General features: G+C 67.6%; 15 protein-coding genes. All 15 read right to left on the bottom strand.

From position 1 onward, the window contains the following. The 15 genes from hisC to KW836_RS02505 all read right to left on the bottom strand — a co-directional run bounded on the left by hisC (position 1) and on the right by KW836_RS02505 (position 13,829). Complete coding sequence (hisC, locus tag KW836_RS02575; protein ID WP_218342375.1) at positions 1-1,104, bottom strand: histidinol-phosphate transaminase; 1,104 nt, start codon at positions 1,102-1,104, stop codon at positions 1-3. Beyond that, positions 1,101-2,405, bottom strand: a complete 1,305-nt coding sequence (gene hisD / locus KW836_RS02570) for a histidinol dehydrogenase (protein ID WP_179690783.1) — start codon at positions 2,403-2,405, stop codon at positions 1,101-1,103. Before hisD ends, hisC begins: the two co-directional genes overlap by 4 nt. Positions 2,406-2,466: 61 nt before the next feature. Beyond that, a complete protein-coding gene (hisG, locus tag KW836_RS02565) occupies positions 2,467-3,141 on the bottom strand; it encodes an ATP phosphoribosyltransferase (protein WP_056320385.1) in 675 nt (224 codons plus the stop codon). After that, entirely contained in the window at positions 3,138-4,409 is a 1,272-nt protein-coding gene (gene murA, locus KW836_RS02560; RefSeq protein WP_056320441.1) for a UDP-N-acetylglucosamine 1-carboxyvinyltransferase, read from the bottom strand. Before murA ends, hisG begins: the two co-directional genes overlap by 4 nt. Beyond that, positions 4,409-4,654, bottom strand: coding sequence for a BolA family protein (locus tag KW836_RS02555; protein WP_056320382.1), 246 nt, complete (start codon positions 4,652-4,654; stop codon positions 4,409-4,411). Before KW836_RS02555 ends, murA begins: the two co-directional genes overlap by 1 nt. Positions 4,655-4,659: 5 nt before the next feature. Then, positions 4,660-5,472, bottom strand: a complete 813-nt coding sequence (locus tag KW836_RS02550) for an ABC transporter permease (protein WP_218342374.1) — start codon at positions 5,470-5,472, stop codon at positions 4,660-4,662. Further along, a complete protein-coding gene (locus KW836_RS02545) occupies positions 5,469-6,281 on the bottom strand; it encodes an ABC transporter ATP-binding protein (RefSeq protein ID WP_175123905.1) in 813 nt (270 codons plus the stop codon). Before KW836_RS02545 ends, KW836_RS02550 begins: the two co-directional genes overlap by 4 nt. Before the next feature lie 175 nt (positions 6,282-6,456). Next, positions 6,457-7,086 (bottom strand): phospholipid-binding protein MlaC, encoded by a 630-nt coding sequence (locus tag KW836_RS02540; protein ID WP_218342373.1) that lies wholly within the window; start codon positions 7,084-7,086, stop codon positions 6,457-6,459. 38 nt (positions 7,087-7,124) lie between these two features. Continuing rightward, on the bottom strand, positions 7,125-7,934 hold the full coding sequence (locus KW836_RS02535; protein ID WP_175123903.1) for a VacJ family lipoprotein: 810 nt from the start codon (positions 7,932-7,934) through the stop codon (positions 7,125-7,127). An 81-nt stretch (positions 7,935-8,015) separates the two neighbouring features. Next, positions 8,016-8,516 (bottom strand): outer membrane lipid asymmetry maintenance protein MlaD, encoded by a 501-nt coding sequence (mlaD, locus tag KW836_RS02530; RefSeq protein ID WP_056320371.1) that lies wholly within the window; start codon positions 8,514-8,516, stop codon positions 8,016-8,018. Between the two features lie 12 nt (positions 8,517-8,528). Further along, complete coding sequence (gene mlaE, locus KW836_RS02525; protein WP_056320369.1) at positions 8,529-9,317, bottom strand: lipid asymmetry maintenance ABC transporter permease subunit MlaE; 789 nt, start codon at positions 9,315-9,317, stop codon at positions 8,529-8,531. Beyond that, positions 9,314-10,150: an ABC transporter ATP-binding protein gene (locus tag KW836_RS02520; protein ID WP_128829745.1), complete on the bottom strand. Its 837-nt coding sequence runs from the start codon at positions 10,148-10,150 to the stop codon at positions 9,314-9,316. Before KW836_RS02520 ends, mlaE begins: the two co-directional genes overlap by 4 nt. A 365-nt stretch (positions 10,151-10,515) precedes the next feature. Beyond that, positions 10,516-11,577 (bottom strand): nitronate monooxygenase family protein, encoded by a 1,062-nt coding sequence (locus KW836_RS02515; RefSeq protein ID WP_218342372.1) that lies wholly within the window; start codon positions 11,575-11,577, stop codon positions 10,516-10,518. Positions 11,578-11,595: 18 nt separating this feature from the next. After that, positions 11,596-12,573 carry a tripartite tricarboxylate transporter substrate binding protein gene (locus tag KW836_RS02510; RefSeq protein ID WP_062840186.1) on the bottom strand — a complete coding sequence of 326 codons (978 nt, stop codon included), beginning with the start codon at positions 12,571-12,573 and terminating at the stop codon, positions 11,596-11,598. A gap of 26 nt (positions 12,574-12,599) precedes the next feature. Continuing rightward, positions 12,600-13,829: a YbfB/YjiJ family MFS transporter gene (locus KW836_RS02505; protein ID WP_218342371.1), complete on the bottom strand. Its 1,230-nt coding sequence runs from the start codon at positions 13,827-13,829 to the stop codon at positions 12,600-12,602. Positions 13,830-13,889 lie beyond the last annotated feature (60 nt).

Below are 13,889 nucleotides of genomic sequence, written 5' to 3'. Positions count from 1 at the left end.
TTAAGCACTCAAGATCTCTTGCAGGGCGGATAGCAAGGCGGCGTTCTCGGCCGGGGCGCCCACCGAGATGCGCAGGCAGTTGGCCAGCAGCGGGTGGGCATTGGAGAAGTTGCGAATCAATATTTTGCGCGTTTTCAGGGCAAGATGCACGGCGTTGCCGTCGAGCTTGCCGGAAAAGCGGGCCAGAATGAAATTGGCCGCGGAAGGGAATACCCTGACGCCGGGCAATTGCGCCAGCGCCGCGGCCAATGGCTCGCGGTCGGCGCGCAGCCGGGCCGCCTGTTCGTCCAGCACGGCCTTGTGCCGCAGCACGGCCTGCAGCGTGGCCTGCGTCAGCACGTTCAGGTTGTAGGGCGGGCGCACCTTGTTCAGCTCGGCGATCCAGGCCGGATCGCCGGCCAGGTAGCCGAAGCGCAGCCCGGCCAGGCCGATCTTGGACACGGTACGCATGACGACCACGTTGGGCGCCTCCAGCACGCGCGGCATCCAGGTGTAGTCCGCAAACGGCTGGTAGGCCTCGTCGATCACCACGAGCCCCGGCGCAGCCTGGATGATGGCGTCCACGTCCTCGCGCGACCAGAGGCCACCCGTGGGATTGTTGGGCGTGGCCAGGAACACGAGCTTGGGCTGATGCTGGCCTATGGCGGCCAGCATGGCCTGCAGGTCCAGGGTCAGGTCATCGGTCAGCGGCACGCCCACGAAACGCGCGTGGTCAAAACGCGCAGCCATGTCGAAGTACACGAACGACGGCCAGGGCGACAGCACCACGTCGCCCGGATTGCAGCACGCCTGGACCATCAGGTGGATGAGCTCGTCCGAGCCGTTGCCAAACAGCACGTCCGCGCCATCGGGCACACCGAAGGCCGTCTTGACGGCGGCCTGCAGCGCGGAGAGATCCGCGGACGGATAGCGGTTCAGCGGCGTGTCGCGGACGGCGCGCGCAATGTCGTCGCGCACGGCCTCGGGCAGCTCGTACGGGCATTCCATGGCGTCCAGCTTGATGCAGCCTTCGGCATGGGCGACGGGGTACGCCGCCAGCTCGCGGATGTCGGCGCGGACGGTTCCTTTGACGCGGCCGGCGACGTCCGCCGGTCCCGCGCTCATGCCTTGTCGACCCGGTACTGGGCGCTTGCGGCATGCGCCTGCAAGCCCTCGCCCAGCGCCAGTTCGGCGGCGATGCGGCCCAGCGTCTGGGCGCCGGCGTGCGAGACCTGGATCAGGCTGGAACGCTTCTGGAAGTCATACACGCCCAGCGGCGACGAGAAGCGCGCCGTGCGCGAGGTGGGCAGCACGTGGTTCGGGCCGGCGCAGTAGTCGCCCAGGGCTTCCGAGCTGAAGCGGCCCATGAAGATGGCGCCGGCGTGGCGGATGCGGGCGGTCCAGACTTCGGGCTGCTCGGTGGAGATTTCCAAATGCTCGGGGGCGATGTCGTTGGCGATCTGGCAGGCTTCTTCCAGGTCGCGCACCAGGATCAGCGCGCCGCGGTTGGCCAGGCTGACGCGCAGGATGTCGGCGCGCGGCATGGTGGGCAAGAGGCGGGCGATGGCCGCTTCGACCTGTTCGATGAAGGCGGCGTCGGGACAGAGCAGGATGGACTGGGCGAGCTCGTCGTGCTCGGCCTGCGAGAACAGGTCCATCGCGATCCAGTCGGCCGGCGTCTTGCCGTCGCAGATGACCAGGATTTCGCTGGGGCCGGCGATCATGTCGATGCCGACCACGCCGAACACGCGGCGCTTGGCAGCCGCGACGTAGGCATTGCCCGGGCCGACGATCTTGTCCACGGCCGGCACGGTGTCGGTGCCATAGGCCAGCGCACCCACGGCCTGCGCGCCGCCGATGGCGAACACGCGGTCCACGCCGCCGATGGCGGCGGCGGCCAGCACGATGGGATTGCGCACGCCGTCTGGCGTGGGGGTGACCATGACCAGCTCCTGCACGCCCGCGACCTTGGCCGGAATGGCGTTCATCAGCACGGACGACGGATACGCGGCCTTGCCGCCGGGCACGTACAGGCCCACGCGGTCCAGCGGCGTGACCTGCTGGCCAAGCAGCGTGCCGTCGGCTTCGGTGTAGGTCCAGGTCTCGGCGCGCTGGCGCTCGTGGTAGGCGCGCACGCGATCGGCGGCGGCTTCCAGCGCATTGCGCTGCGCGGCCGGCAGCCCGGCCAGGGCCGCATGCCAATCGGCCTTGGGGATCTCCAGCGTATGCGCTGCCGCGTCCGGCATGCGGTCGAACCGCTGCGTGTATTCCACCAGCGCGGCGTCGCCGCGGGTGCGCACGTCGGCCAGGATGCTGGCGGCGGCGCGGTCGATGGATTCGTCCTCGGTGGCCTCGAAGGCCAGCAGCTTGGACAGGGCGGATTTGAATCCGGGATCGCGGGAGTCGAGACGATTGATCAGGGCCATGGCGTCATGGAGCAAAGCAGGTAACGGTATCGGCCGCCGCGCCGGGCGCGGCGGGCGGGAATCAGACGTTGCGGGAGGCCGCCCTTGCGAAGGCGTCCAGCAGCGGCTGCAGGCGGTCGCCGCGGGTTTTCAAGGCGGCCTGGTTGACGATCAGGCGCGACGAAATCGGCATGACGTCTTCCACGGCGACCAGGTCGTTGGCGCGCAGCGTGCCGCCGGTGGACACCAGGTCGACGATGCAATCGGCCAAGCCGACGAGCGGCGCCAGTTCCATCGAACCATACAGCTTGATGATGTCCACGTACACACCCTTGGCCGCGAAGTGTTCACGGGCTGACTGCACGTACTTCGTGGCCACGCGCAGGCGCGCGCCCTGGTGGACCGCGGCGTCGTAGTCAAAGCCGTTGCGCACGGCCACGGCCAGGCGGCACTTGGCGATGTTCAGGTCGATGGGCTGGTACAGGCCGCCGGGCTGTTCCTTGGCGTGCTCGATCAGCACGTCCTTGCCCGCGATGCCCAGGTCGGCCGCGCCGTACTGCACGTAGGTGGGCACATCCGAGGCGCGCACGATGATCAGGCGCAGGCCGGGATCGCTGGTGGGCAGGATGAGCTTGCGCGAGCTTTCGGGGTTCTCGGGGACTTCGATGCCGGCTTCCGCCAGCAACGGCATGGTCTCTTCGAAGATGCGGCCCTTGGACAGCGCCAGGGTCAGGGGGGTGACGGAGGCATTGCTCATTGAGCCTGTTCCTTGCCGGTAACTCGTTGGATATCCGCGCCCAGGGCGCGCAGTTTCACTTCCATCTGATCGTAGCCGCGATCCAGGTGGTAGATGCGGTCGACCAGCGTATCGCCATCAGCGGCCAGGCCGGCGATGACCAGGCTGGCCGAGGCGCGCAGGTCGGTCGCCATGACCGTTGCGCCCGACAGGCGCGGCACGCCGCGCACGACAGCAGTGTGGCCGTCGATGTCGATCTGGGCGCCCATGCGGCGCAGTTCCTGCACGTGCATGTAGCGGTTCTCGAAGATGGTCTCGACAATGACCGACGTGCCGTCGGCCACGGTGTTCAGCGCCATCAGCTGGGCCTGCATGTCGGTGGCAAAGCCCGGGTATTCGTGCGTGCGGAAACCCACGGCCTTGGGGCGCTTGTCCATCGCGCCGCGGATCCAGCCGGGACCGGTCTCGATGGTCAGGCCCGCTTCGGTCAGCTTGTCCAGCGTGGCGCCCAGGATGTCGGCATCCGCGTTCTTGAGCAGGATGTCGCCGCCGGCCGCGCCCACCGCGCACAGGAAGGTGCCGGCTTCGATGCGGTCGGAGATGACGCGGTGCTCGGCGCCGTGCAGGCGCTCGACGCCGTCGATCACGATGCGGTCGGTGCCGTGGCCCTGGATGCGGGCGCCCATCTTGATGAGCAGTTCCGCCAGGTCCACCACTTCGGGCTCGCGCGCCGCGTTTTCCAGCACGGTGCGGCCCTCGGCCAGCACGGCGGCCATCAGCAGGTTTTCCGTGCCGGTGACCGTGACCATGTCGGTGCGGATGGAGGCGCCCTTCAGGCGCTTGGCGCGCGCCACCACAAAGCCGTGCTCGATGCTGATTTCAGCACCCAACGCGGCAAGGCCCTTGATGTGCTGGTCGACCGGCCGCTGGCCGATGGTGCAGCCGCCGGGCAGGCTGACGCGGGCCTCGCCGAACCGCGCGACCAGCGGACCCAGCACCAGAATCGAGGCGCGCATCGTCTTGACCAGGTCGTACGGCGCTTCCAGGCTGTCGACGTTGCCGGCCTGCAGCGTGACGATGCCGTCGTCGGCGCGTTCGGCGCGCACGCCCATGCGGGCCAGCAGGCGCAGCATGGTGCCGGTGTCGTTCAGGCGCGGCACATTGGACAGAACCAGCGTGTCGGCGGTCAGCAGACCCGCGCACAGGATCGGCAGGGCCGAGTTCTTGGCGCCGGAAATCGAGATCTCGCCATGCAGCCGCGCGCCGCCGGTAATGCGAAGCTTGTCCATCATTCGCCCGCTTTCTGGTATTCGGCGGGGGTCAGGGTGCGCATCGACAGGGCGTGGATCTCGGCTTTCATGCGGTCGCCCAGCGCGGCGTAGACAAGCTGGTGGCGCTGGATCAGGCGCTTGCCTTCGAAGGCCGTGCTGACGATGACGGCGTCGAAGTGCGACCCGTCGCCCTGCACGTCGAGATGTTCACAGGGCAGGCCGTCAGCGATGTATTGGCGGACTTGCGCGGGAGTGGGAAGCATGGACGTCAGTTCCTGAGTTTGTAGCCGCTGGCCAGAAGCCGCAGCGCGTAAGCGGAGAGCGCAAGGAACACCGCCGTCACCACCGCCAGGCTGTGCCAGGGCGAGACGTCCGACACCGAGAAGAATCCGAAGCGGAATCCGTCGATGGTGTAGAAGATGGGGTTCCAGTGCGAGACGCTTTGCCAGAACGGCGGCAGCGTATGGATGGAATAGAAGACGCCGGACAGGAAGGTGGCCGGCATGATCAGGAAGTTCTGGAAGGCCGCGAGCTGGTCGAATTTTTCGGACCACAGGCCCGCGATCAACCCCAGCGTGCCCATGATGCCGCACGCCAGCACCGCAAACACCAGCACCCACAGCGGATGCGCGGGCGACAGCGGCACGAAGAACAGCGCCACGGCCCACACGCACAGCCCGACGGCGAGACCGCGCGCGATGGCGGCCAGCACGTACGCGCCGAAGATATCGCGGTGCGACAGCGGCGGCAGCAGCATAAACACCAGATTGCCGGTGATGCGGCTTTGGATGAGCGACGAGGACGGGTTGGCGAACGCGTTCTGCAGCATGCTCATCATCATGAGCCCGGGAATCAGGAACGACGTGTAGGGCACGGTGCCGTACACGGTGACGCGCCCTTCCAGCACGTGGGCGAACACCAGCAGATACAGCAGCGCCGTGATGACGGGGGCGGCGATGGTCTGGAAGCTGACCTTCCAGAAGCGCAGCAATTCCTTGCGCAGCAGGGTCGGAAAGCCGGAACCCGCGTCCAGGCGGGGCTGCACCAGCGGCTGGCCGGCAGACGTGGCGGGCTGGGTCATGATGAGATCTCTTCGGGTTGCAGGGCGCGCGCGCCGGGCTCGTCGTCCTGATGCATGATGCGCACGAAGGCGTCTTCCAGGTCCACGCCGCCGACGCGGGCCAGGAGCGCCTGGGTGGTGTCCAGCGCCACGATGCGACCGCCCTTGAGCATGGCGATGCGATTGCAGAGCGCCTCGGCTTCTTCAAGGTAGTGCGTGGTCAGCATGATGGTGTGGCCGGCCTTGTTCAGCCGCGAGATGAACTCCCACAGCGTGCGGCGCAGGTCCACGTCGACGCCGGCGGTCGGCTCGTCCAGCACGATGACCGGCGGCCGGTGCACCAGCGCCTGCGCCACCAGCACGCGGCGCTTCATGCCGCCCGACAGCGCGCGCATGTTCGAGTTGGCCTTGTCGGCCAGGCCCAGGTTGAACAGGATTTCGTCGATCCAGTCGTCATTCTTGCGCAGGCCGAAATACCCGGACTGGATGCGCAATGTTTCGCGCACAGTAAAGAACGGGTCATAGACCAATTCTTGCGGCACGACGCCCAGCGCCCGCCGTGCCGACTTGTAGTCGGCCACGACGTCGTATCCACAGACGGTGGCGCGGCCCGCGGTGGCGTGCGCCAGGCCCGCCAGAATGGAAATGAGCGTGGTCTTGCCCGCGCCGTTTGGACCGAGCAGGCCGAAGAACTCGCCGTGCTCGATATTCAGGCTGACATTGTCCAGCGCCTGGAAGCCGGGCCGGGGCGTGCGCCCGAGCAGCTTCTGCCAGCCGCGCTGGCGCGGCGAGTAGATCTTGGAGACGTTTTCTAGGCTGACGGCGGACATGACGGGGGGAGATGGCCCGAAAAGAGCGAATTGACCATTATATAAGCGCGATGTGGCGGAAACCGGGGATGGCCCCGGTGGCGATGGGGGCGGCGCCCTGTTGCGTCCCCCAAAACAATCGGCCCGGCGGACCCCCGAGGGGTCGCGCCGGGCCGAGGCAAGCCTGAGCGAATCTTTACTTGTTGCGCTGGTTCAGCGCCTGGATCAGGCCGTCGATACCGTTCTGGTTGATCTGCTGGGCGAACTGGTTGCGGTAGTTCTCGATCAGCCAGATGCCTTCGACGTTCATGTCGTAGATCTTCCAGCCTTGGGGCGTCTTTTCCAGGCGGTAATCCACGCCCACCGGCTGGCTGTTGGACTGGCTGATCAGGGTGCGCACGACCACGTCGTCGGCCTTGGGATCGCCGCGGAACGGCAGGCCGGTGATGGTGGTGCTGGACGTGACGCGGGTCAGCGCGCCGCTGTACGTGCGGATCAGCGTGCCGCGGAAGGCGTCGGCCAGCGCGGTTTTCTGCTGGTCGGAGGCCTGGCGCCAGTAGCGGCCGGCGGCCAGGCGCGTGGTCTTCTGGAAATTGACGTACGGCAGGATGTGCTGGTCAACGACTTCGTTGATGCGGGCGGTGTTGCCGGCCCGCAGCGCGCCGTCGGACTTCAGGACCGCGAGGGCCTCGTTGGCGGCGGCCAGGACGAACTGCTCGGGCGGGCCGTTGGGGTCCGGCTTGGCGTTCGCGGTCGTGGCGGCCGCCAGGCCGACGAGGCCCGTGAACACCAGCCGCTGCAACAGAGAGGGAATGGAAAATCGCATCAAATCTCCTTCAAATACCGAAAGCGCAAGGCCTCAGCTTACTTGTTCGCGGGTTGCGGCGCAGGCACGGGGGCCGGCGCGGGCGCGGCGGGGGTGTCGTCGTCGCCGTCGTCCTCGTAGTTGGGCAGCGAGCCTTCCTCGTCCACGCGGTGGCCCAGCACCATGGCGGCACGGCGTTGCAGGAAGGCGTCGCGCACGAAGCTGTACGGGTCGAGCGCCACGCGGTCGATGGTGTCGGTGGTGTCGAGCAGGCTGGCGCGCGTGTCGACGATGCGCAGGCCCCACAGCGAATTGCGCAGGCGGACGTTGTCGATCGAGTCCACGCCCATGTAGCCGTAGGTGGTGCCGTACAGGTCGCCGACCAGGCCGACGCCGTCACGCACGCTGGAGGCGCCGAAGAACGGCAGCACCAGGTACGGACCTTGGCTGAAGCCCCAGACGCCGAGCGTCGTGCCGAAATCGTTGGGGATCTTGCGCGCGCCATTGGCCGAGGCGACGTCGAAGCAGCCGCCCACGCCCATGGTCGTGTTGAACAGGAAGCGGCCCAGCGTGTTCACGAAGTCGTGGCCGCGGCCCTGCAGGAAGCTGTTGGTGCCGGACCACAGGTCGCCGACGTTGCTGAAGATGTTGTGGATGCAGCTGCGCACGGGCTGCGGCGTCACGAACGTGTAGGCCTGCGCGACCGGCTTGAACACCGCGCGGTCGACCGTGTCGTTGAACTGGTAGACGCCACGGTTGAAGCCTTCCCAGGGGTCGCGCGGATCCGGATTCTTGGGTGCGGCGCAGCCGGCCATCAGCGCGCCCGCCGCTGCGACGGTGGCAATTCGGGAAATAGCTTTCTTATTCATGATCCGGGTATCCCTATCAACATTCTTTTGTTATCGCGACCGCGAGACGCAGCGTAGTAACGGCTTGTTTGTGCCGGGCCTTTAATCCTGCGCCTTGGGAGCGCCTTCCGGCGCGGCGGTCGTGCCCTGCTTTTCCGCCGACCCGTACAGGAATTGGCTGATCAGCTGCTCCAGGACCACGGCGCTTTGTGTATAGCGGATTTTTCCGCCGTCGGTAAAGTTATCTTCCTCGCTTCCGGCGGTCAGGCCCAGGTATTGCTCGCCCAGGAGGCCCGAGGTCAGGATGGCGGCCGACGAGTCCTTGGGGAACTGGTATGCCGTTTCCAGATCGACCGAAACGATGGCCTGGAAGGTCTTGTCGTCGAAGGAAATGTTCGTGACCCGGCCCACCACCACGCCGGCGCTCTTGACCGGCGCGCGCACCTTGAGGCCGCCTACGTTATCGAAGTTGGCCGTCACGGTATAGGTCGGGGCAAAGGAAAAGGTGCTCAAGTTGCCGGCGCGCAACGCCAGGAATCCAAGCGCGATCGCGCCCAGCAATACAAACAGGCCTACCCAGAAGTCGGTTTTTTCGCGTGACATGATCGATCCGTATCAATTTCCAAACATCAAGGCGGTGAGCAGGAAGTCCAGCCCCAGCACCGCCAGCGAGCCCACGACCACGGTGCGCGTGGTGGCGCGGGCAACGCCTTCGGGGGTGGGCTTGGCCTGCCAGCCTTCGTAGAGCGCCACCAGCGTCACCGTGACGCCGAAGACGACGCTCTTGATGACGCCGTTGGCGACGTCTTTCCATACATCGACGCCGTTCTGCATCTGCGACCAGAAGGCGCCGGCGTCCACGCCGATGAGCAGCACGCCCACGACCCAGCCGCCCAGAATGCCCACCATGGAGAAGACCGCGGCCAGGATGGGCATGGCGATGATGCCGCCCCACAGGCGCGGCACGAGCACCCGGCGTATCGGGTCCACGGCCATGACTTCCATGGCCGACAATTGTTCGCCCGCTTTCATCAGGCCGATCTCGGCCGTGAGCGAGGTGCCGGCGCGGCCCGCAAAAAGCAGCGCGGTGACCACCGGCCCCAGCTCGCGCACCAGCGACAGGGCCACCAGCAGGCCCAGGGCCTCTTCGGAGCCGTAGCGGTTCAGCGTGTAGTAGCCCTGCAGGCCCAGCACGAAGCCCACGAACATGCCGGAGACGGCAATGATCAGGAGCGAATAATTGCCGATGAAGTGGACCTGCTGCGACACCAGGCGCGGGCGGGACAGCGCGATGCCGCTGCGCGCCAGCATGGCGCCGAAGAACCGGGTGAAATAGCCGATGCCGGCGACGTGGGAACGCACCCATTGGCCCAGCACGGCGATGGCGTTGTTGGATCCGCTCATGCTTTGCGCCCTTTCTGTTGCGACAGCCACTTCTGGAAGGCGGGAGTTTCGGGATATTGGAATGCCACCGGGCCGTCCGGCTGGCCTTTCAGGAATTGCTGGACGTAAGGGTCCGGCGAGGCCGCGAGCATCTGCGGCGTGCCGGAGGCGGCGAGCTGGCCGCGGCCCACGAGGTAGACCTGGTCTGCAATGGCAAAGGATTCCTGCACGTCGTGGGTGATCAGCACCGAGGCGCAACCCAGACGGTCGGCAAGGCTGCGGATCAGGCGGGCGGTGATGCCCAGCGAGATCGGGTCCAGCCCCGCGAAGGGTTCGTCGTACAGGATCAGTTCGGGTTCCAGGACCACGGCGCGGGCCAGCGCCACACGCCGGGCCATGCCGCCGGAGATTTCCGAGACCTTCAGGTGGGCGGCGGCGCGCAGGCCCACGGCATCCAGCTTGTCGAGCACGCGGTCGGTGAGTTCGGCCTCGGGAAGGCGCGTGTGCTCGCGCAGGGGAAAGGCCACGTTCTCGAACACGTTCAGGTCGGTGAACAGCGCGCCCTGCTGGAACAGCACGCCCATGCGCTTGCGCAGGGCTTGCACTTCGTCGCGGGATGCGGCGCCGATATCCTGGCCGAACGCCAGGACGCGGCCCTGCTGGGCGGTGATCTGGCCGGTGGCCGCGCGCAGCAGCGTGGTCTTGCCGGAGCCCGACCCACCCATGACTGCCACGACCTGGCCCGCCCGGACGTCCATGGAAATATCGCGCAAGACGGTGAAATCACCGTAGCCAAGCGCCACACCTTCCAGGCGCAGGGCGAATTCCGGGGTGCTGCTGGTTTGAGCGGGCATGGGCAACGAAAGGGAGTTTCGGCGGCGGAGCTTGCCGTGCTGTCCTGCCGGCAAGCGGGCCGGAGAACCTGGCCGGCGCGGGCAAGACAGGCTGCGTCGGGAAGCGCCCTGTTACTCAGATGCCGGGGACGAGCTCAAGCGTCGGCTCCCGGCGGCGAGGCGCCATTGTAGCCCGAGGCTGTGCAATCACAATCGGACCGGCCGCACGTGGAACAGTGTTTTCAATTCCACGGACAATCCGGCGGGCGGCTGGCTGCCATGTTCCTGGGCGTCACGGGTGTCTGACACCCCTGGAACGCCAGCCCAGCGCACACGCCTCTGACCCGGGTGTCAGACACCCTTTTTCGCGGCCCCGCCTTGTTCCTTCAGCGACGTGCACGCGCCGCCGCGGTTTCCCGGGCCAGACGCTGAATCAAATCCGCCGTCGATTCCCGCCGCGCCAGCGGCGCACCCTGGCCGGCCCACAGGGACAGGACGTTGATGTTGCCGCTCTTGCCGCCCGCCGTGCGCATCGGGCGCGTCAGCGCGTTCTGCAGCGGATACGGCAGGATGTCGCCGCCGATGGCGTCCGCGTCCCGCATGAAGGCGTTGGCGATGCCGCGCGCGGGGCGGCCGGAAAAGGCGCGGGTGACCCGGGACTGTTCAGCGCGGGAGGCGGGCAGGACGGCCTTGTAGGCCTCGCCGATGCCGGATTCGTCCGTCGTGAGAAAGGCCGTCCCCATTTGAGCCAGGTCGGCGCCCAGCGCAAGGGCGGCCGCGATGCCGCGCCCGTCCATGATGCCGCCCGACGCAATGACCGGGACCGAAACGGCGTCGGCCACCTGAGGCACCAGAGCCATCGTGCCGATCAGGGACGCCTCGAAGGCATCCAGGAAGGTGCCGCGGTGGCCGCCCGCCTCGGCGCCTTGCGCCACGATGGCGTCCACGCCGTCCTGCTCCAGCGTCTGGGCCTCGCGCACCGTGGTGGCCGTCCCCACGGTCAGGATGCCCAGCTCGCGGCAGCGGGTCACGGCCTCGGCCGGCAGGCGGCCGAAGGTGAAGCTCAAGACGGCGGGACGGATCCGCAGGATGGCCTCGAGCTGGCCGGCCAGCGGATCGCTTTGCGGACCGGGCGCCTCGGGGGCGGGCAGGCCCAGTTGCGCGTGGTAGCGGGCCATCAGGGCCAGCATCGCATCCGCATTGCCCGTCATGGGTTGCTGCGGCACGGACGCGAACAGATTGATGGCGAACGGTCGGTCCGTACGCGCACGGATCGCCGCGGCCGCCGCTTCGATCTGTTCGGGCGTCATGTAAGCCGCCCCAAGCGATCCCAGGGCGCCCGCCTTCGATGCCTCGGCCACCAGTTCCACCGTGGTGGCGCCGCCCGCCATGGGCGCCTGGATGATGGGATGGTCCAGCTTGAGCAGTTCAATCAGAGGGGATGCCATGGGAAAACTCCTGGGAGGTTATTGAAGCTGGATGTTTCCAGCCTTGATGACGTGCGCCCACTTTTCGCTTTCGCTCTTGATGAACGCGGCGAATTCCTCGGGCGTGCCGCCGCCGGCCTGGCTGCCGGTGTCGGCGATGGCCTTTTGCACATCCGGTTCCTTCAGGATGCGGTTGAACTCGGCGTTCAGCTTGGCGATGATCGGCGCGGGCGTGCCGGCCGGCGCGACGATGCCCTGCCAGTTGTAGGACTCAAAGCCCGGCAGGCCCGATTCGGCCATGGTGGGCACGTCGGGCAGCACGGCCAGGCGCTTGGCGGACGTGACGGCGATCGGGTGGATCTTGTTGCCCTGGATTGCGGGCAGCGCGGAGTAGCCCATTTCGAACATCATCGAGATGTGGCCGCCCATCAGGTCGGTGGCGGCCAGGCTGCCGCCCTTGTAGGGCACGTGGATGATGTCGATCTTGGCCTGTTCGCGGAACATCTCGCCCGACAAGTGATGCGCGCCGCCCACGCCGGACGAACCGAAAGTCAGCTTGCCCGGCTGCTTCTTGGCCAGCGCGATCAGGTCGGCCAGCGTCTTGACCGGCAGTTCGTTGTTCACGCTCAGTACCAGGGGGCTGTTTTCGATCAGGATGATCGGCGCCAGGTCCTTTTGCGGGTTGTAGGGCATTTCCTTCATCAGGGACGGGTTGACCGCCATCGGGGCCAGGTTGCCCGTGCCGATCGTGTAGCCGTCCGGCGCCGCCTTGGCGATGAGGTTGGTGCCAACCACGCCGCCGGCGCCCGCCTTGTTCTCGACCACGACAGGCTGGCCCAGCGACTCGCCCAGCTTGCGCGCCAGCAGGCGCACGCGCGTGTCGGCAAACCCGCCGGGGGCATAGGGGACGATCATGGTCACCGGCTTGGCGGGCCATTCGGCGGTCTGGGCCTGGGCGGCGCCGCCAAAGGCGGCGGTGGCGGCCAGGGCGGCAATCAGGGGGCGTAGTGCTTTCATGCTGGGGACTCCTCTTTTCCTGCTTTTTAATTGCTGTGTGATTGGCCCGAGGGGCCGATGGCATTATGCCCAGTGCCATTGCCCTCTGTCGTGACTTTTCCCAGCCCCCAGGCCGACAGCGCCAGCAGCGCCGCGCTCGCAGCCAACACCTGCGGCAACCCGGCGCCCCAGCGCGCCGCCCACGAGGCCAGCAAGGGCCCCAGGATCTGCCCGGCAGCGAACGCCGCCGTCATGATGGCCGCCGCCCGCGGCCCCGCCGCGCCGGACAGGCGGCGCGCGGTCAGCATGCCCGCCTGCGTGATCACCATGAAGGTGCCCCCCACCAGCAGCGCCGCCAGAATCACGGCGGCAATGTGGTGCCACAGCGCCACGGCCATCATGCCGGCCGCCATCAGCGCCTGCGCACCGCGCCACACCTGCCGGTCGTCACGGCCACGTGCCAGCCGGGGTATCAGCAGGCAGGACAGCGCCGCAGCCATGCCAAAGATCGGCCACGCCCACCCGAAGATCGCCGGATTGGGAAAGATCTCCTTGGCCATGGCGGGCAGGAAGGTCGCGGGGATGATGTAACCCACCCCGAACACGCCGTAGTGCAGCGACAGCGCGGCAATGCCCTGCGGCAGTCGCGCCGGTGGCGCCCCGGCGCCCGTCTGGCGGACCGGGGGCGATTGCCGGCTCAGGCCAGCCCACGCCGCCGCGGACAGCGCCAGCGCCAGGACGCCCAGCGCGGACCAGGTCAGGTTGGCGTCCGCGCCCCAGCCCATCAGGGCCAGGCACGCCAGTCCCGTGAGCGCGATGCCTGCGCCCACGCCGGCGTACGTCACTGCGGACGCCGAGGCCTCGCGCGCGTCGCCGGCGGGGACCGGCCGCCACGCCACCACGCAGATGAAGGCGCTGGCGCTGGCATAGCCCGCGGCCAGCCGCAGCGCCGACCAGCCGGCCACGTTGTTCACAAGCGGCATGGCAAGCGTCAGGGCGGCCACCGCGGCCAGGCTGGCCGCCAGCGTGGCGCGCAGCCGGCGTACGGGCCAGACAATCGCGGCCAGCGCGCCCAGCAGGTAGCCCGCGTAATTGGCCGAGGCCATCCAGCCGCCCTGCGCGAGCGACAGACCAGACTCCTGCGCCATCAACGGCCAGACCGGCGTGAAGGCGAAGCGTCCGATGCCCATGGCGGCCGCCAGCGCAAGGGCCGCAGGCCACGCCAGACGGGTGGCGCTGGCCGAGGGGTCGAGGGAAGGGTAAGCAGGCGTTGACATGGCCTCACTCTACGGCTGTACTAATATCTTGAATAGTGAATTATTAAGAACGTGAGTTCC

It is taken from the genome of Achromobacter sp. ACM05 (genome assembly GCF_019218915.1).
Classification (GTDB): domain Bacteria; phylum Pseudomonadota; class Gammaproteobacteria; order Burkholderiales; family Burkholderiaceae_B; genus Achromobacter; species Achromobacter animicus.
Note: the sequence above shows the minus strand (reverse complement) of the source record. Positions and strands in the feature narration are given on the sequence as shown.